This window comes from Neorhizobium descurainiae (assembly GCF_051400715.1).
GTDB lineage: Bacteria > Pseudomonadota > Alphaproteobacteria > Rhizobiales > Rhizobiaceae > Neorhizobium.
In genome coordinates, this window is sequence record NZ_JBLFFK010000001.1 from 647,066 (window position 1) to 662,201 (window position 15,136).

Genomic DNA, 15,136 nt, shown 5'->3' on the forward strand with positions numbered 1-15,136 from the left:
ATGACATGGGGAGGCGTCCGGCGCAAGCCGCGTCGGCTGCGACGATCATCGGTTGGCGGTGGGAAGAGCACTAATCGATTAGACCTTCGTTGACTTTCCGACTCTGCCGCGCGAAGAAAGTGCTTCACGAATAACCATGGAGTCCTGACGGAAACCGTGTCGAAAAAATCCCCCGCAGCCTATCTTCGCTCTCTCATTTCCGTTCCGGCGCTCATCGCCATGGTGGCTACAGGCGTACCGCTTTTCGCAGCTGGCGCCGCGCATGCGGATTTCCGCGTCTGCAACGGCACCCAGAACCTCGTCGGCGTGGCGATCGGCTACCGCGCCGAGGAAGGCTGGACCACCGAAGGCTGGTGGCAGGTGCCCGCCTCCACCTGCGCGACGCTGATCGAGGGCGAGCTGCAGTCGCGCTACTATTATCTTTATGCCGAGGATGCGGCCCGCGGCGGCCGCTGGACCGGCAACATCAACATGTGCGTCGCGGAAAACGAGTTCAAGATCGTCGGCGTCAACGATTGTTTCGCCCGTGGCTTCCAGCGCATGGGCTTCAAGGAATACGACACGGGCCGTCAGGGGAGCTGGATGGTCCAGCTTTCGGATACGCCTGGCACACAAGAAGGCCAGAATTGATGAGGCGTTACCGCAAAGTTAAGATCCTCGCCACGCTCGGACCGGCGTCGTCCGAAGAGGAGATGATCCAGAAGCTGCATGAAGCGGGGGCCGATCTCTTCCGCATCAATATGAGCCATGCCAGCCATGACGTGATGCGCATGCTGATCTCCCGCATCCGCGCCGTCGAGGCCCGTTCGGGCCGGCCGATCGGCATCCTCTGCGACCTGCAGGGTCCGAAGCTGCGCGTCGGCAAGTTCGCGGACGGCAAGGTGACGCTCAAGGTGGGGCAGACCTTCACGCTCGACGATCGCGACGAACCGGGCGACGAGACCCGCGTATTCCTGCCACATCCGGAAATCCTTCAAGCCGTAAAACCCGGCGACCGGCTGCTGATCGACGACGGCAAGCTGGCGCTGAAGGCCGAGAAGGCTGACGGCAAGACCATCGTCTGCACCGTGATCGCCGGCACCAGCATATCCGACCGCAAGGGCGTCAGCCTGCCCGACACGCTGCTTCCCGTCGGCGCCCTGACCGACAAGGACCGCGTCGATCTCGATGCGGCGCTTGCGACCGAGGAAGTGGACTGGATCGCGCTTTCCTTCGTGCAGCGCCCCGACGATCTTGCCGAGGTGCGCAAGATCGCCCGCGGCCGCGTCGGCCTGATGTCGAAGATTGAAAAGCCGCAGGCGCTGGAACGGATCGACGAGATCATCGAGCTTTCCGACGCCCTGATGGTGGCGCGTGGCGATCTCGGCGTCGAGATGCCGATCGAAACCGTCCCCGGCATCCAGAAACAGCTCACCCGCGCCTGTCGCCGTGCCGGCAAGCCGGTCGTCGTGGCGACCCAGATGCTGGAATCGATGATCTCCTCGCCGGTGCCGACCCGCGCGGAAGTGTCGGACGTGTCGATCGCCGTCTTCGAGGGCGCCGACGCGATCATGCTGTCGGCCGAATCCGCTTCCGGTCAATATCCGGTCGAGGCCGTCTCAATGATGGCGTCGATCGCCCGCGAGGTCGAGCAGGATCCGCTTTATCCCACCATCATCTACGCGCAGCGCGCCACGCCGGAAGCGACCGGCGCCGACGCGATCTCGCTCGCGGCCCGCCAGATCGCCGAAACGCTGAGGCTTTCGGCCATCGTCACCTATACCTCGTCGGGCACGACGGGCCTGCGCGCCTCCCGCGAGCGTCCGCAGGTGCCGATCATCGCGCTTTCGCCGATCATCCAGACTGCGCGGCGGCTTTCCGTCTGCTGGGGCATGCATTGCGTCGTCACCCATGACGCGACCGACCTCGACGACATGGTGAACCGCGCCTGCCGCATCGTCGTGTCGGAAGGCTTCGGCAAGCCCGGCGACCGGATCATCATCTCGGCCGGCGTGCCGCTCGGCACGCCCGGCGCCACCAACATGCTGCGCATCGCCTATATCGGCTCGGACGGCCAGACGGGCATCTGAGATGTCTGGAGGGCAATAAAGCATCCGGGCGGTTTATCCGCCGGATGCGGAGTTCTCGTCAGCTATGAAAATCGGCCGCAGGCCCCGGGCTTCCGCGGCCGATTTTGCCTGAGCCGAAATATGCAGGGTGTCGAAGCCGGATGACCGAAATACCGACCATCGAGACCGAACGGCTGCTGCTCCGGCCGCAGCGGATGGAGGACTGGCCCCGTTATGCGGAACTGATGCTCTCCGACCGCTCCGTCTATATGGGAGGGCCGCATTCGCTCCATGCTGCCTGGGGAATGTTCTGCCACGATATCGCGCAATGGGCGTTGATGGGGCATGGCGCCTTGATGATGGAGCACCGCGAAACCGGCCTGTGTCTCGGGCAGGTCGGCATCAATGCCGGGCCGCTGTTTCCCGAGCATGAGCTGGGGTGGCTTGTTTATCCGGAGGCCGAGGGAAAAGGCTATGCCTGCGAAGCCGCGAAGGCGCTGCGGGACTGGGCCTTCGATGCGCGCGGCCTCGATACGCTCGTCAGCTATATCCATCCCGACAACATCCGTTCCCGCCGGCTCGCGGAACGGCTCGGTGCGGAACTGGATATGTCGGCGCCTCGCGAAGATCCGGCGGATCTGGTTTTCAGGCATCCGAGGCGTTGAGCTAGCGACGCGATCTTCCACTCTATAGGGAGCCGGTCAGATGGTGATGCTGACGCTGGCGGCCGGCATGTTGGAGACGGTGCCTGCCAGCGCATTGACGGCAGCGTCGAGGCCCTGGGTATTCGGCGTAGCACCGGCATTCCTCTCTTCACGCAGCTTGCGCGCGGCCTCTTCCAGAAGCGCCTTGATCTGCCGGGCCACGGCGCTGAACTCCGCTGCCGTCCTGATGTCGTCGGCAGACAGCCTGGGCTTTTCGTCCGAAGAACCGTCGTCGTCCATGACGTCCATATAGGCCCGTTCGACCTGCGAATAGGGTTTCTCCCCGTTCGATGTGTTTTCGGTTCCGGCTTGCCGCGCCTCGTCAGCCAATGCCTGTCCATCTTCCGCGGAGGAGGGGAGGGTCGCGCCGTCTTCGGTCAGGGCGTCGGTGAATTCGCGGGCGGCACCGGCAACCACGACGCCGAGCAGGGCAGCCTGGCGGGCGACGGTTTCCGGATCGAAATTCCAGCGCTGCAGGAACTTGAGCTGCTCCTTGGTTTCCTGCAGCTTCTTTCTGGCGCGCGCCTTCGCCTCTTCGTCTGCCTCGTCCGTCGCCTTTTTGAGGGTCGTCAGGCCGTGGGTCAGGCGGTCGTATTGCTCCTCAACGGGGCTTTTCTGTCCGGCGGATTCGGAGGCCGCATCCGTCGATGCGGATGTGCTGTCCGCCTTGAGCGGGCGCGCCGGATAGTCCCTGCCGATGCCGCCGATCTCCATCATGTCCCGCTCCGATTCCGTCTGTGAAGAGGGTGGGGTGGCGGGCTTGCCTCAGGCTGGAACCGAGGGAACGTCAGGTCTTTTCGATTGAAAGGGAAAGGCCATTCCGGCGGCGCCCCGATGAATGCCGCCGACCTTGGTCAGGTCCGGTTGCCGGCGATCTTTTCGGAGAGTTTCGTCACGGCTTCCTGGGCATCGCGGTCGGCGGGGTAGACGGCGAGGTAGTCTTCCCAGGCCTTCAGCGCCAGTTCGTCCCTGCCGTTCTCCATCAGGATGCCCGCCAGGCCGGCGATCGCTCCGAAATGGCGGGGCTCGCGTTTCAGCACTTCGGCGATATCGGCCATGGATTTGCGGCTGTTGCCCATGGTGTAGTGCAGCGTGGCGCGGCGGTTCCAGCCCTCCGGATAGGCAGGGTCGAGGAGGGTCACCTGATCGAGGAAGTCGAGTGCCGCCGCGTTGCGCTTCTCCTTGATCGCGGTCGCCGCCCACTGCATCAGGAGATCGACCGTGGCGCTGCCCGATTCGTTCATGTCGGTCATGATCTGGGTCGCGATGCCGCGCGCCTTATCCGCATCGCGTTCGCGCTTCAGCGCCTCGAACAGCGGATCGAGCGGATTGGCCGGTTTCGGAGCGGAGGCCGGGGCGGCCTGGGTTCCTGTGGGTGCGGCCGGCGGAGAAGGCGCCGCCGTCTGGGCGAGAGTAGGGGAAGCGGCGAGCGTCGCGGCGAGAATGAGGGGGCTGAAACGAAAATAGCGCATGCGGACAAGGTAATCCGCCTGCGCCAAAGTTCAAACCCGATTTATCGCGCTATCGACAATTTGATCGGCCCCGCGGATGTCGAGGCCGCAGCCGTATCAGCCCTGACGAGCCTTGAAGCGCGGATTCTGCTTGTTGATGATGTAAATGCGGCCCTTGCGGCGAACCAGGCGGTTATCGCGGTGACGGGCCTTCAGCGCCTTGAGCGAGTTCTTGATCTTCATTGTTCTGGTCCAGCAGTCTGTGGGCTTCGAGAGCCGCTTGTCCTATCAATCAAAAGCGCGCCGCCTGTTTCTTGGAGGGGCGCGCTCTCAAGTTGGCCGTGCAGATAACCCGAGCCAATCTGCATGTCAACCTTGTGACGACGTTTTCGGGCCTTTCAATTCCGTCACATGGCCCATCTTCCGGCCGGGGCGGGATTCCGTCTTGCCGTAGAGATGGACGAGCACATCCTTCTTCGCCAGCCAGGCGGGGACCTGCAAAATGTCGTCGCCAACGAGGTTGGTCATCACGCAGTCGGAATGGCGGGAAGGATCGCCGAGGGGCAAGCCTGCGACGGCGCGGATATGCTGCTCGAACTGCGAGACGACGCAGGCGGCCTCCGTCCAGTGGCCGGAATTGTGGACGCGCGGGGCGATCTCGTTGGCGATCGGCCGGCCGTCGGCCATCACGAAGAATTCCATGCCGATGACGCCGACATAGTCGAGCGCCGCGAGCAGTTTCCCGGCCGATTCGCGCGCCGCCTTCGCCGTCGCATCGGAGATGCGGGCGGGAAGGGTGGAGGTGTGCAGGATGCCGTTCCTGTGGACGTTTTCCGTCGGATCGTAGCAGAGGACCGTGCCGTCCCCGGACCTTGCGGCGATGATCGAGACCTCGCGCTCGAACGGGACGAAGCTTTCGAGAATCAGCGGCACGCCGCCGAGCGCGTCGTAGGCGCCGGCCGGGTTCTCGTCGGCCGAACGGAAGACGCGCTGCCCCTTGCCGTCGTAACCCATCCGGCGGGTCTTGAGCACCCCTTTGCCGCCGAAATCGGCGAGCGCCTTTTCGAGGTCCGCCTGGCTGTCGACGGCATGGAATTTCGCGGTCTCGATGCCGCAGGCATTGAGGAAGCGCTTCTCCGTCAGGCGGTCCTGCGCGACGTCGAGGGCTTTTGCGGGCGGATGGACGGGAACGGAGCGCTGCAGCGCCTCGGCGGCGGCGACCGGCACGTTCTCGAATTCGTAGGTCACGACGTCCACCCGGCCGGCGAGTTCGGCGAGCGCTGCCGGATCGTCATAGGCTGCGACGATCTGTTCGTTCGCGACCTGTGCGGCCGGACAGTCCGCCTGCGGCTCCAGGATGATCGTGCGGAAACCCAGCCGGGCTGCGGCAATGGCCAGCATGCGGCCGAGCTGTCCGCCGCCGATAATGCCGATCGTGCGGACTGTCATGGGGCCTCGTCCATCGGGTAGTCGGCGACGGCGGCCGTCTGGCGGGCGCGCCATTCGTCCAGCCGGTCGGCTATCTCGTCGTCGTTCAGCGCCAGCACAGCCGCGGCGAGCAGGGCCGCGTTGATGGCGCCGGCCTTGCCGATCGCCAGCGTGCCGACGGGGATGCCGGCCGGCATCTGGACGATCGACAGCAGGCTGTCCTGGCCGGAGAGGGCTTTCGACTGCACCGGCACGCCGAAGACCGGCAATGGCGTCACGGCAGCGGTCATCCCGGGAAGGTGCGCGGCACCGCCGGCGCCGGCGATGATGACCTGGAAGCCTTCGGCGCGGGCGCCCCTGGCGAATTCCATCATCCGCTCGGGTGTGCGGTGCGCCGAGATGATGCGCGCCTCGTAATCGATCTCGAGCGCATCCAGCGTATCGGCGGCGTTCTTCATGGTCTCCCAGTCGGACTGGCTGCCCATGATGATGGCGACGGCGGGTCTTTCGGCCATATCGGTAACCCTCACGCGATGATATCGGGGATGATCTGGTCCTCAAGCTGGCTCATCTTGTCCTTGATCGCCAGCTTCTTCTTCTTCATGCGCTGAACCCTCAGCGCATCGCAACCGACCTGGATCATGGCGTTGATGGCGGCGTCGTAATCCTCGTGCTCCTGACGGAGCTTCGCGAGCGCCAGCCGGATATCCGCCTGTTCCTGATCAGCCATATTCGGTCCCCATTCTCACGCCCGGCCATATCAGCGGTCGCCGGCAATGTCCGCAAGCCTCTACCACCAAACCGCGTTAACTGGAAGTTAGCTCATGTCACGAATTTGCCCTGTTCAAACCATGATTTCTCCTTCGACAAACGCGGCCGATCGTGTCACACTTCCGTCGTAAACCTGAAGCCTCGGCCAAGGGTAAAGGCCGGGGCAGGTGACCAAGGAAGGAACATGCCACATGACCGTCCAGGCTCATATCGCATCGCTTGAAAAGAAGCACGGCGCCCTGGAGGAGGAGCTCCAAGCCATTCTCGCGTCCCCCTCCGCCGACGACCGTGAAATCGCCGAACTCAAGCGTCGCAAGCTGCGCATCAAAGACGAAATGCAACGGCTAAAAGCCTCTACGCGTCACTAATCTCAAAACGGAGAACAAGGCCGCCCGCCTGGAGTAGATCACAGTGAAAGGCGATCCGTAAGGCGGCAAAAACCAATCCAGAAATCACATGAGGTTCTGGTCGTGGTTCAAGGGTCACGACCAGAACTGATCGAGCCACAGGTTGAGCCTGTCGAAGCCCTTCGCGTTAACGGAATAGATGCGCCGGGTACCTTCCGCCGTCACCGTCACGAGATTGCTGTCGAGCAGGGCTTTCAGATGCTGCGATACGGCCGGCCGGCTGATCGGCAGACCCTGGGCGAGTTCGTTGACGGTTTTCGGCGCGCGCCGCAATTCTTCCAGCAGATAGCGCCGGTTCGGATCCGCGATGGCTGCGAAGGGGTCAACGGTCGTCATGCACCGAACTTACGGTAAACGCCTGTTAACGGCAAGATTTATTGTGCGTTGCAACAATTTCCATTGCCTTATTTTGCGTTGCTTTTTTAGCGGGTGCGCGAGTGCGGCGCGCGATCAGAAGGGCAGGCCATCCCAGAGCAGCTTCAGGCCGGCGAGGAAGGCCAGCCCATAGGTCATGGGATAGAAGATTTCCGATCTCAGGTGCTTGACGATCGCGGCGCCCAGCATGGTGGCGACGAGGGCCACCGGCAGGAGCGTCATGGAGATCGTCAGGTTTTCGCGGTCCAGCGCGCCCAGGAAGAAATAGGGAATGACCTTCACCGCATTGACGATCGCGAAGAAGCGGATGCTGGCGCCGGTATAGGATTTCGGGTCGAGCCGCATCGGCAGGACGTAGATCTGGAAGGGCGGTCCGCCGGCATGGGCGACGAAGCTTGCATAACCGGACAGCGCGCCCCAGAAGGTGGCGGCCACGGGACGATGCGGCAAAGGTGCCGCGAATCTATCCGAACGGGGGCCGTAGACCTGCCAGAAATAACGGACCGTGAAGAGAATGGTCGCGGTGGCGATGACGAGGCGGAGCGCGTCGTCGGAAACGTAAGCCGAAGTCGCCCAGCCGAGCGCGATCCCGATGATGCCGCCCGGCAGGATCATCAGAAGCGTCTTGCGGTCGTTGTGGTTGCGCCAGGACCAGAGCGCGACGATATCCATGACGATCAGGATCGGCAGGAAGATCGCCGCCGCCTTGACGGGATCGACCGCCATCGACATGAGCGGCACGCCGAGAAGTCCGATCGCGCCGCCGATGCCGCCTTTCGAGAGGCCGACGAGGAGGACGGCCGGAATGGCGGCTGCGAAAAAGGCGAGGCTGAGCGTATCGGGCATGGAAAGTTCGATCAGGCGGGGCGGTTGATCCTTCGGTCGGTCCGGTCTATCGAATTTGCGGATAGAAGACGAGTGCGGATTTCGAAAGCATCCGCCTGACAGGACAAAATAATGACCGGACCGGAAGACCGCTGCCGCCTCGTACTGATCGTGCCGGAGGGCGAAGACGCCGCGGAGGTGGCAAAGCAGCTCGAAGAGGCGCTTTCGGGCGGCGACGTCGCCTCCGTGATCCTGCCGCAATACGGCCTCGACGATCAGGCGTTCCAGAAACGGGCGGAAATCCTGGTGCCGATCATCCAGACGGCGGGTGCCGCGGCCTTGATCGCCGGCGACAGCCGCGTCGCGGGCCGGGTCAAGGCCGACGGGCTGCATCTCGCGGGCTCGCCGGCGGAGCTTGAAGAAGCGATCGGGAAATTCGCGCCGAAGCTGATCGTCGGCGCCGGCGGCGCGGCGGACCGGCACCAGGCGCTGGAGGTCGGCGAACTCAGGCCCGATTATATCTTCTTCGGCAAGCTCGACGGCGACATCAAGCCGGAGGCGCATCCGAAGAACCTTGCGCTCGGCGAATGGTGGGCTTCGATGGTGGAGATCCCCTGCATCGTCATGGGCGGCAGCGATCACCTCTCGGCGCTCGCGGTCGCCGAGACCGGCGCGGAATTCGTGGCGCTCCGGACCGCGGTCTTTTCGAACCCGAAGGGAACGGCCGCAGCCGTCGCGGAAGTCAACGCGATCCTGGACGAAAAAGCGCCACGGTTTGAGGCTTGATGGCTCCCCATGGGTTCGAACCGATTTCCTCGCGTGATTCTGAACGGGCTGCTGGCGGCATTTCTCGCCTCGGCGGGGATGCCTTCGTTCGCGCTTGCGCAGACGAATACGAGAGCCGTCACGCGGCCATTGGAGCCGGACGCCCAGCAGATGAAGAAGGATCGGGTCGAGACGCAGCCGGCGGAAGGAAATGCGCAAGGACCGGCGGAGGAGCAAACCCAGCCGGACGGGATCGTGCCCTCCGGCGGCGTCGAGCTCTACCAGCGGATGGGAGCGGCCCTGCCGCCCGCGCCGCCCGAAAAACCCTATAACGGTCCGATCGACGAGGCTTACGGCGCCTATCAGCGCGGGCTCTACGTCACCGCGCTCGACAGGGCGCTGACCCGCGCCGGCACGGGCGATGCGGCGGCGCAGACGCTCGTCGCCGAGATGATGACGAAGGGGCTCGGCATCAAGCGCGACGCGAAGACCGCCGCGTTCTGGTACCAGAAGGCGGCGGAGGGTGGAGATCCGGCCGCCATGTTCCAGTATGCGCTGCTCTTGATGAGCGGGCGCAACGTTCCCCACGACAAGAAAAAGGCCGACGAGTTCATGCGCAAGGCCGCCGAGGCCGGCAATTCCTCGGCGCAGTTCAACTGGGCGCAGATCGTCGTTTCCGACAATCCGGGCGACAAGGGCCTGCACCTTGCTCTGCCCTTCTACGAGAAATCCGCGAGCCAGGGTGTAGCGGACGCGCAATATGCGGTGGCGCAGCTCTATGTGGCCTTGAAGGACCTGCCGCAGGAGAAGAAGGCGAAGGCCCGCGAATGGCTGGAGCGCGCCGCCAAGGCCGGGTTCGACACCGCACAGCTCGACATGGGCATCTGGCTGGTCAACGGCATCGGCGGCGAGCGGGATTACGACAAGGGCTTCGAATGGATGCGGATCGCCGCCCATCGCGGCAACGTGGTGGCCCAGAACAAGCTGGCGCATCTTTACATCAATGCGCTCGGCACGCGGCCGAACCCGGTCGAGGCGGCCAAATGGTATGTCCTTTCCCGAAGGGCGGGCCTGCAGGATCCGGAGCTCGAGGATTTCTACCTCGGTATCAATGAGGAAACGCAGAAGCAGGCGATCGAGGCCGCGAACAAGTTCCGGCGGGGGTGAGGAGCGGTCCGGCGAAGCCGGAGAAATCGATCCGGTGGATCGATTTCAGCGACGAACGCCCGGAGCGCAAGCGAAGGGCCGGGAGACGGCGCGGCAGATCAACACCAACAGGCCCGCTCCGGTCAGTTCGCCAGGGCGTAGCCGACGATCTGAAAATGGCCTATCGCCAGCGCGGCGATCACGACGAGCCAGAGCGCCGTATAGCGGACCGGAAAAGCGTCGACCTTGCGGTCAAGGCGCGGTGCGAGCGCGAAGATCAGCGTGGCGGCAAGTGTCGCCATCGGCACGACCGAAAGCGCGAAAGATGCGGGAGCATACCGGTTGGGGGTGCCGTCGAAGCCAAAATGCACGGGAAGTTCCGCCCCGGACGGTACCGAAGACCAGGCGGCCAGCGATGCGGCGGCCATGGTTGCGGTGAGCGCAATGCTGAATATCAGCGGCAGCGTGACCTTCATTTCAAGCTCCTCAGCGGAATATCGAGGTGGTTTCGGGAGTTTCGCAGACACGGCCGACGGCGACAATAGCCTGCTTTCCCGCGGATGACTTGAATTTCCCGCTGTTTTGTGGTCTTGAAGCCGCCCATCAATAAAAGCTCAGAAAAACGCCGTCCCGCAGATGCAATCCGGGACAACGCCCAAGGATTTCCCCGCATGGCACGCTCCGCCCTTCTCAACGTCATGGTCCAGGCTGCCCTCAAGGCAGGCAAGTCGCTCGGCCGCGATTTCGGCGAGGTGCAGAACCTGCAGGTTTCGGTGAAGGGCCCGAGCGATTTCGTTTCCCAGGCGGACCTGCGTGCCGAGAAGATCGTCCGAGACGAGCTGATGAAGGCGCGTCCCACCTACGGCTTCCTCGGCGAGGAAAGCGAAGAGGTGAAGGGCACGGACGGGGCGCATCGCTGGATCGTCGATCCGCTCGACGGCACGACCAACTTCCTGCACGGCATTCCGCAGTTCGCCGTGTCGATCGCGCTGGAGCGCAACGGCGAGGTCGTCGCGGGCGTCGTCTTCAACCCGGCAACCGACGAACTCTTCACCGCCGAGAAGGGCGGCGGCGCCTTCATGAACGACCGCCGCATCCGGGTCGCCGCCCGCCGCGTGCTGTCCGACTGCGTCATCGGCTGCGGGGCGCCCCATCTCGGCCGCGGCAACCACGGAAAATTCCTGGTGGAGCTCCGGCACGTCATGGGCGAAGTCGCCGGCATCCGCCGTTTCGGGGCTGCAGCGCTCGACCTCGCCTATGTGGCGGCCGGGCGCCTCGACGGCTTCTGGGAAACCGATCTTTCGCCCTGGGACATGGCGGCCGGCATTCTCCTCATCCGCGAGGCGGGTGGCTTCGTGAGCGACATGAAGGGCACGACGGACATTTTCGGCAGCGGCAATATCGTCGCCGGCAACGAGCTGATCCAGAAGGCGCTGCTCGAAGCCGCCAACCGGCCGGTGCCGACGCGCTGAAGCATTGTCGCACCGCCGGCCGATTATGCGAACAACGGCTGGATAGCTGACTGTTTTCCACGGCTTCCGCACTTCAATTCGTCGCAATTTTACACTAGCCTCCGGCGCGACGGATACCGGAGGCGGAAGGCGTACCATGGCGAATGCGAGAGTGGACGATCTGGACGAGGCTGAAACGCGCAGCGGCTACGCCTACAAGCTCTCCAATCCGGCGTCCTTCCTGTGGACCATGGTGATCTTCCTGATCATCGTCGGCTTCGTCGCCTCTATCCTCTACCGCCAGGCCCAGCACGCGTTTCAGACCAATCCGGGCCTCAACGGGCTGATCCTCGGCGTTCTGCTGATCGGCATCATCCTCGTCTTCAACCAGGTCATAGGCCTCATTCCGGAGGTGCGCTGGTTCAATTCCTTCCGCGCCGCCGGCAGCGCCGACAAGGTCGGCCGCGAGCCGCGGCTGCTGGCGCCGATGCGCACGCTGATCGGCAGCCGCCGCAAGATGGCGCTCTCGACCACGGCCTTCCGCTCCATTCTCGATTCGATCGGCACGCGCCTCGACGAATCGCGCGACATCTCGCGCTACCTGATCGGCCTGCTCGTTTTCCTCGGCCTGCTCGGCACGTTCTGGGGCCTCATCGAAACGATCGGCTCGATCAGCAACGTCATCGGTGCGCTCGATCCGAATTCCGGCGATTCGAACGACGTCCTCGCGGCGATCAAGAGCGGGCTCGCCCAGCCGCTCGCCGGCATGGGCACCGCCTTCTCGTCCTCGCTGCTCGGCCTTTCGGGCTCCCTCATCCTCGGCTTCCTCGACCTGCAGGCCGGCCGCGCCCAGAACCGGTTCTACACGGAACTGGAAAACTGGCTTTCCTCGGTCACCGACCTCGGCTCGGACATGCCGGTGGTGGCGGAGACGATCGCCCACGGCTCGTCCGAGGATATAAGGGCGCTCACCGAACAGCTCCGGGCGCTGGCCTCCGCGCAATCGAGAGTGCCCGACGGGCCGCAGAACGAGCGTTCGCTTTCGGCCATGGCCAATCTCGCCGAAGGCATCCAGGGGCTGGTCAAGAACATGCGCAACGAACAGCAGATGCTGCGCGACTGGATCGAGGCGCAGCAGGAAGAGGCGAAGGCCATGCGCCGCACGCTCGACCGGCTCTCCGACAAGATCGGAGGGAAGTAAGCGATGGCGCTCGCCAAGAACCGCCGTCGCGAGCGGGGTGTCGACTACTGGCCGGGCTTCGTGGATGCGCTCTCCACGCTTCTGCTCGCGATCATGTTCCTGCTGACGGTGTTCGTGCTGGCACAGTTCCTCTTGAGCCGCGAAATCTCCGGCCGCGACGAGGTTCTGAACCGGCTGAACAGCCAGATCGCCGAGCTCACCGAGCTTCTGGCGCTCGAAAAGAGCAACAGCCAGGATGTGGAAGACCAGCTTGCCAACCTGCAATCCTCGCTCGCCGCGTCCGAAAGCGAGCGCTCGCGGCTGCAGCAGTTGCTGAGCCAGGGCGCCGGCAGCAGCGACGCCGCCAATGCCCGGATCGGCGAGCTCACCGGCCAGCTCAACCAGGAACAGCAGTTGAGCGCCCGCGCCGCAAGCCAGGTCGAGCTTCTGAACCAGCAGATCGCCGCGCTAAGGGCCCAGATCGCCGCCATCGAACAGGCGCTGCAGGCTTCCGAGGCCAAGGATGCCTCGTCCCAGGCGCAGATCGCCGATCTCGGCCGGCGGCTCAACGTGGCGCTGGCGCAGCGCGTGCAGGAGCTGAACCGTTATCGTTCAGATTTCTTCGGGCGTCTGCGCGAAATCCTCTCCGACCGCGAGAACATCCGCATCGTCGGCGACCGTTTCGTCTTCCAGTCGGAAGTGCTCTTTCCCGTGGGCGGCAGCGAGCTGGACGATCCCGGCCGCGCCGAGATGGACAAGCTTGCGGCGGCGCTGCTCGACCTCGCCAAGGAAATCCCGGCCGAGATCAACTGGGTGCTGCGCGTCGATGGCCACACGGACAATTCGCCGCTTTCCGGCACCGGCCGCTATCGCGACAACTGGGAGCTTTCGTCCGCCCGCGCCACGTCGGTCGTCAAATACCTGATTTCCAAGGGCGTGCCGGCCAACCGTCTCGTCGCCGCCGGTTTCGGCGAGTTCCAGCCGATCGCGCCTGGCGACACGCCGGAGGCGAAATCGCAGAACCGGCGCATCGAGCTGAAATTGACCGAGCGGTGATGCATGGCCGAAGACAAGCCGGACATGACCGCGCTTCTCAAGGCGGTTGCCGATAGTCCGAAGCGTGACAACAGCGCCTATCACAAGGCGATCGCCGAGGCGCGCCAGGCCTTCGAGAATGCGGAAGCCGCCCTTGGAGGACCGGTCGAGGTGCGCACCAAGACCAAGATGAAGCGCAATGGCAAATATGTGGTGAAATGGGTTTTCGAGCGCGCCAAATAGCGGTGCGAACTAAACCCCCGCAGGCGGCGTGATGGAATGGGTGGAGGATGTGAACCCCAGCCGCACGAGCCCGCGGCGCACTTCCGGAGCTTTCATGAACAGCCGCCATAACAAGCCGGAGCGGAAATTCTCGATCATGGCGACGATCGGACCCTGGTCGATGGCGAGATAGGTGCCGGCGATCCAGCCCGTTTCCGGCACGAAGGAATCGGCGAAGCCGAACCTGCCGAGCAACTTGCCGCCCCGATAGGTGAGCATGGCCCTGAGGGCGCTCTCCGCTTCGGCGGGGAGGAAAGGGAAGCTCGACAGCGAAGCGGTCGGCGCGATGACGCCCTTGTCGTAAGTCGGAGAATAGGCGCCGTAACCTTCCGGACCGTCGGATGCAGTCAGGCCCCAGACGCCGGCTTGTCGGTAGCCGGGCACCGTCATGCAATAGTCACGGTTGATGCGGGCATGTGCCACGGCCTGCGCCCGATAGTCGCTGCAGTACCGGTCGCTCAATCCGCAGGGATCCAGCACGCAAAAACTGTAGTGCGAAAGGAAAAGGGGACCGCCATAAGGCTCGCCGAGCGGAAGGACGGTGCCGAGATAGCTGTTGCCGTTGCGCATTTCGCCGGAGCGCGCCCAGCCCGCATGGTAGTTTTCCGGTCTGATCGGATGGGTCTCGGACCCGGCTGCCAGCACATAGGTCGACAGCGCCTCGTTCCAGCCGAGGATCGGCAGGTTCATGACCCAGCCGCGGTCGGGACTCCAATGCCAGTAGAGAGCATCGTCCTGGCCGCGGGTATACCAGTTCCATTCCACGGCAGCGAACAGCCGGTCGACGCAAGCCCGCAGCTTCTCTTCCTTATCCGTCACAGCCGAGAAATATTCCCGCGCGCAGATGAGGCCCTGCATCAGGAAGGTCGTTTCGACCAGGTCGCCGCCATTGTCCTTTTCGGAAAAATGCATGGCCGCGCCGGTCGCTCCATCGATGAAATGGGCGAAGGCGCCATGGAAGCGGGGCGACCGTTCCAGATGATCAAGCATTGTCGCCAGCCGCTCCAGGGCGACGGCGCGGCCGATCCAGCCGCGTTCCGTAGCGACGATGATGGCGAGAATGCCGAATCCGACGCCGCTGACGGAGACGGTGCTTGGTGACGGGGCGCCCGAGGCATAGCACTTGTCGAATGGCAGCCCGCTTTCCGGATGTGCACCGTCCCAGAAGAATTTGAAGGTCTGCGACTGGATCCCGTCGAGGCAGTCATCCAGGGAGGAGGCGGACGGGATGGACGTGAAATTCATGGCTTCGAATTTTTCCGGGCAAC

General features: G+C 64.0%; 20 protein-coding genes. 10 read left to right on the top strand and 10 right to left on the bottom strand.

Annotated elements, in window-relative coordinates; genetic code table 11:
• Positions 1-195: 195 nt before the first annotated feature.
• From ACMGE0_RS02990 to ACMGE0_RS03000, 3 genes are all read left to right on the top strand, one after another.
• Positions 196-630 carry a DUF1036 domain-containing protein gene (locus tag ACMGE0_RS02990; protein ID WP_436814509.1) on the top strand — a complete coding sequence of 145 codons (435 nt, stop codon included), beginning with the start codon at positions 196-198 and terminating at the stop codon, positions 628-630.
• The gene (gene pyk / locus ACMGE0_RS02995; RefSeq protein ID WP_436814365.1) at positions 630-2,069 is read left to right on the top strand and encodes a pyruvate kinase; all 1,440 of its coding nucleotides are present in this window, start codon (positions 630-632) and stop codon (positions 2,067-2,069) included. Before ACMGE0_RS02990 ends, pyk begins: the two co-directional genes overlap by 1 nt.
• 140 nt (positions 2,070-2,209) lie before the next feature.
• The gene (locus ACMGE0_RS03000) at positions 2,210-2,713 is read left to right on the top strand and encodes a GNAT family N-acetyltransferase (protein ID WP_436814366.1); all 504 of its coding nucleotides are present in this window, start codon (positions 2,210-2,212) and stop codon (positions 2,711-2,713) included.
• Positions 2,714-2,749: 36 nt separating this feature from the next.
• Here the strand turns inward: ACMGE0_RS03000 and ACMGE0_RS03005 are convergent, their stop codons facing one another.
• The 6 genes from ACMGE0_RS03005 to ACMGE0_RS03030 form a co-directional block, all read right to left on the bottom strand.
• Positions 2,750-3,469 carry a hypothetical protein gene (locus ACMGE0_RS03005; RefSeq protein ID WP_436814367.1) on the bottom strand — a complete coding sequence of 240 codons (720 nt, stop codon included), beginning with the start codon at positions 3,467-3,469 and terminating at the stop codon, positions 2,750-2,752.
• A 137-nt stretch (positions 3,470-3,606) separates the two neighbouring features.
• On the bottom strand, positions 3,607-4,224 hold the full coding sequence (locus ACMGE0_RS03010) for a tetratricopeptide repeat protein (RefSeq protein ID WP_436814368.1): 618 nt from the start codon (positions 4,222-4,224) through the stop codon (positions 3,607-3,609).
• Positions 4,225-4,320: 96 nt separating this feature from the next.
• Complete coding sequence (ykgO, locus tag ACMGE0_RS03015) at positions 4,321-4,446, bottom strand: type B 50S ribosomal protein L36 (RefSeq protein WP_006726873.1); 126 nt, start codon at positions 4,444-4,446, stop codon at positions 4,321-4,323.
• Positions 4,447-4,572: 126 nt separating this feature from the next.
• A complete protein-coding gene (locus tag ACMGE0_RS03020) occupies positions 4,573-5,652 on the bottom strand; it encodes a 5-(carboxyamino)imidazole ribonucleotide synthase (protein ID WP_436814369.1) in 1,080 nt (359 codons plus the stop codon).
• On the bottom strand, positions 5,649-6,146 hold the full coding sequence (gene purE / locus ACMGE0_RS03025; protein ID WP_085420159.1) for a 5-(carboxyamino)imidazole ribonucleotide mutase: 498 nt from the start codon (positions 6,144-6,146) through the stop codon (positions 5,649-5,651). The genes ACMGE0_RS03020 and purE overlap by 4 nt, the downstream gene beginning before the upstream one ends.
• Positions 6,147-6,157: 11 nt before the next feature.
• Complete coding sequence (locus ACMGE0_RS03030; RefSeq protein ID WP_085420158.1) at positions 6,158-6,361, bottom strand: YdcH family protein; 204 nt, start codon at positions 6,359-6,361, stop codon at positions 6,158-6,160.
• Between the two features lie 232 nt (positions 6,362-6,593).
• Between ACMGE0_RS03030 and ACMGE0_RS03035 the strand changes: the two genes are divergently transcribed.
• Positions 6,594-6,770: a YdcH family protein gene (locus ACMGE0_RS03035; protein WP_436814370.1), complete on the top strand. Its 177-nt coding sequence runs from the start codon at positions 6,594-6,596 to the stop codon at positions 6,768-6,770.
• Between the two features lie 114 nt (positions 6,771-6,884).
• Here ACMGE0_RS03035 and ACMGE0_RS03040 read toward each other — a convergent pair whose 3' ends face one another.
• Together ACMGE0_RS03040 and ACMGE0_RS03045 are read right to left on the bottom strand one after the other, a co-directional pair.
• Positions 6,885-7,145 carry an ArsR/SmtB family transcription factor gene (locus tag ACMGE0_RS03040; protein ID WP_085420156.1) on the bottom strand — a complete coding sequence of 87 codons (261 nt, stop codon included), beginning with the start codon at positions 7,143-7,145 and terminating at the stop codon, positions 6,885-6,887.
• Positions 7,146-7,259: 114 nt separating this feature from the next.
• Positions 7,260-8,030, bottom strand: coding sequence for a sulfite exporter TauE/SafE family protein (locus ACMGE0_RS03045; RefSeq protein WP_436814371.1), 771 nt, complete (start codon positions 8,028-8,030; stop codon positions 7,260-7,262).
• Positions 8,031-8,141: 111 nt separating this feature from the next.
• On the opposite strand from ACMGE0_RS03045, the gene ACMGE0_RS03050 reads away from it, so the two are divergent.
• Both ACMGE0_RS03050 and ACMGE0_RS03055 read left to right on the top strand, forming a co-directional pair.
• Complete coding sequence (locus tag ACMGE0_RS03050) at positions 8,142-8,795, top strand: thiamine phosphate synthase (protein ID WP_436814372.1); 654 nt, start codon at positions 8,142-8,144, stop codon at positions 8,793-8,795.
• 9 nt (positions 8,796-8,804) lie between these two features.
• Positions 8,805-9,941 carry a tetratricopeptide repeat protein gene (locus tag ACMGE0_RS03055; RefSeq protein ID WP_436814373.1) on the top strand — a complete coding sequence of 379 codons (1,137 nt, stop codon included), beginning with the start codon at positions 8,805-8,807 and terminating at the stop codon, positions 9,939-9,941.
• A gap of 122 nt (positions 9,942-10,063) precedes the next feature.
• Here the strand turns inward: ACMGE0_RS03055 and ACMGE0_RS03060 are convergent, their stop codons facing one another.
• A complete protein-coding gene (locus ACMGE0_RS03060; RefSeq protein ID WP_436814374.1) occupies positions 10,064-10,396 on the bottom strand; it encodes a DUF1648 domain-containing protein in 333 nt (110 codons plus the stop codon).
• Positions 10,397-10,591: 195 nt separating this feature from the next.
• Here ACMGE0_RS03060 and ACMGE0_RS03065 point away from each other — a divergent pair, with 195 nt between their 5' ends.
• The 4 genes from ACMGE0_RS03065 (at position 10,592) to ACMGE0_RS03080 (ending at position 13,829) form a co-directional block, all read left to right on the top strand.
• On the top strand, positions 10,592-11,392 hold the full coding sequence (locus ACMGE0_RS03065) for an inositol monophosphatase family protein (protein WP_436814375.1): 801 nt from the start codon (positions 10,592-10,594) through the stop codon (positions 11,390-11,392).
• 136 nt (positions 11,393-11,528) lie between these two features.
• Positions 11,529-12,572 (top strand): flagellar motor protein MotA, encoded by a 1,044-nt coding sequence (locus ACMGE0_RS03070; RefSeq protein WP_436814376.1) that lies wholly within the window; start codon positions 11,529-11,531, stop codon positions 12,570-12,572.
• A gap of 3 nt (positions 12,573-12,575) precedes the next feature.
• On the top strand, positions 12,576-13,607 hold the full coding sequence (locus tag ACMGE0_RS03075) for a peptidoglycan -binding protein (RefSeq protein WP_436814377.1): 1,032 nt from the start codon (positions 12,576-12,578) through the stop codon (positions 13,605-13,607).
• Positions 13,608-13,610: 3 nt separating this feature from the next.
• On the top strand, positions 13,611-13,829 hold the full coding sequence (locus ACMGE0_RS03080) for a hypothetical protein (RefSeq protein WP_436814378.1): 219 nt from the start codon (positions 13,611-13,613) through the stop codon (positions 13,827-13,829).
• Positions 13,830-13,838: 9 nt separating this feature from the next.
• Here the strand turns inward: ACMGE0_RS03080 and ACMGE0_RS03085 are convergent, their stop codons facing one another.
• A complete protein-coding gene (locus ACMGE0_RS03085) occupies positions 13,839-15,113 on the bottom strand; it encodes a glucoamylase family protein (RefSeq protein ID WP_436814379.1) in 1,275 nt (424 codons plus the stop codon).
• Positions 15,114-15,136: the final 23 nt, after the last annotated feature.

Coding starts and splice junctions, on each gene's coding strand:
- pyk (WP_436814365.1), top strand. CDS start 630: ATGAGGCGTTACCGCAAAGTTAAGATCCTCGCCACGCTCGGACCGGCG.
- ACMGE0_RS03000 (WP_436814366.1), top strand. CDS start 2,210: ATGACCGAAATACCGACCATCGAGACCGAACGGCTGCTGCTCCGGCCG.
- ACMGE0_RS03005 (WP_436814367.1), bottom strand. CDS start 3,469: ATGATGGAGATCGGCGGCATCGGCAGGGACTATCCGGCGCGCCCGCTC.
- ACMGE0_RS03010 (WP_436814368.1), bottom strand. CDS start 4,224: ATGCGCTATTTTCGTTTCAGCCCCCTCATTCTCGCCGCGACGCTCGCC.
- ykgO (WP_006726873.1), bottom strand. CDS start 4,446: ATGAAGATCAAGAACTCGCTCAAGGCGCTGAAGGCCCGTCACCGCGAT.
- ACMGE0_RS03020 (WP_436814369.1), bottom strand. CDS start 5,652: ATGACAGTCCGCACGATCGGCATTATCGGCGGCGGACAGCTCGGCCGC.
- purE (WP_085420159.1), bottom strand. CDS start 6,146: ATGGCCGAAAGACCCGCCGTCGCCATCATCATGGGCAGCCAGTCCGAC.
- ACMGE0_RS03030 (WP_085420158.1), bottom strand. CDS start 6,361: ATGGCTGATCAGGAACAGGCGGATATCCGGCTGGCGCTCGCGAAGCTC.
- ACMGE0_RS03035 (WP_436814370.1), top strand. CDS start 6,594: ATGACCGTCCAGGCTCATATCGCATCGCTTGAAAAGAAGCACGGCGCC.
- ACMGE0_RS03040 (WP_085420156.1), bottom strand. CDS start 7,145: ATGACGACCGTTGACCCCTTCGCAGCCATCGCGGATCCGAACCGGCGC.
- ACMGE0_RS03045 (WP_436814371.1), bottom strand. CDS start 8,030: ATGCCCGATACGCTCAGCCTCGCCTTTTTCGCAGCCGCCATTCCGGCC.
- ACMGE0_RS03050 (WP_436814372.1), top strand. CDS start 8,142: ATGACCGGACCGGAAGACCGCTGCCGCCTCGTACTGATCGTGCCGGAG.
- ACMGE0_RS03055 (WP_436814373.1), top strand. CDS start 8,805: ATGGGTTCGAACCGATTTCCTCGCGTGATTCTGAACGGGCTGCTGGCG.
- ACMGE0_RS03060 (WP_436814374.1), bottom strand. CDS start 10,396: ATGAAGGTCACGCTGCCGCTGATATTCAGCATTGCGCTCACCGCAACC.
- ACMGE0_RS03065 (WP_436814375.1), top strand. CDS start 10,592: ATGGCACGCTCCGCCCTTCTCAACGTCATGGTCCAGGCTGCCCTCAAG.
- ACMGE0_RS03070 (WP_436814376.1), top strand. CDS start 11,529: ATGGCGAATGCGAGAGTGGACGATCTGGACGAGGCTGAAACGCGCAGC.
- ACMGE0_RS03075 (WP_436814377.1), top strand. CDS start 12,576: ATGGCGCTCGCCAAGAACCGCCGTCGCGAGCGGGGTGTCGACTACTGG.
- ACMGE0_RS03080 (WP_436814378.1), top strand. CDS start 13,611: ATGGCCGAAGACAAGCCGGACATGACCGCGCTTCTCAAGGCGGTTGCC.
- ACMGE0_RS03085 (WP_436814379.1), bottom strand. CDS start 15,113: ATGAATTTCACGTCCATCCCGTCCGCCTCCTCCCTGGATGACTGCCTC.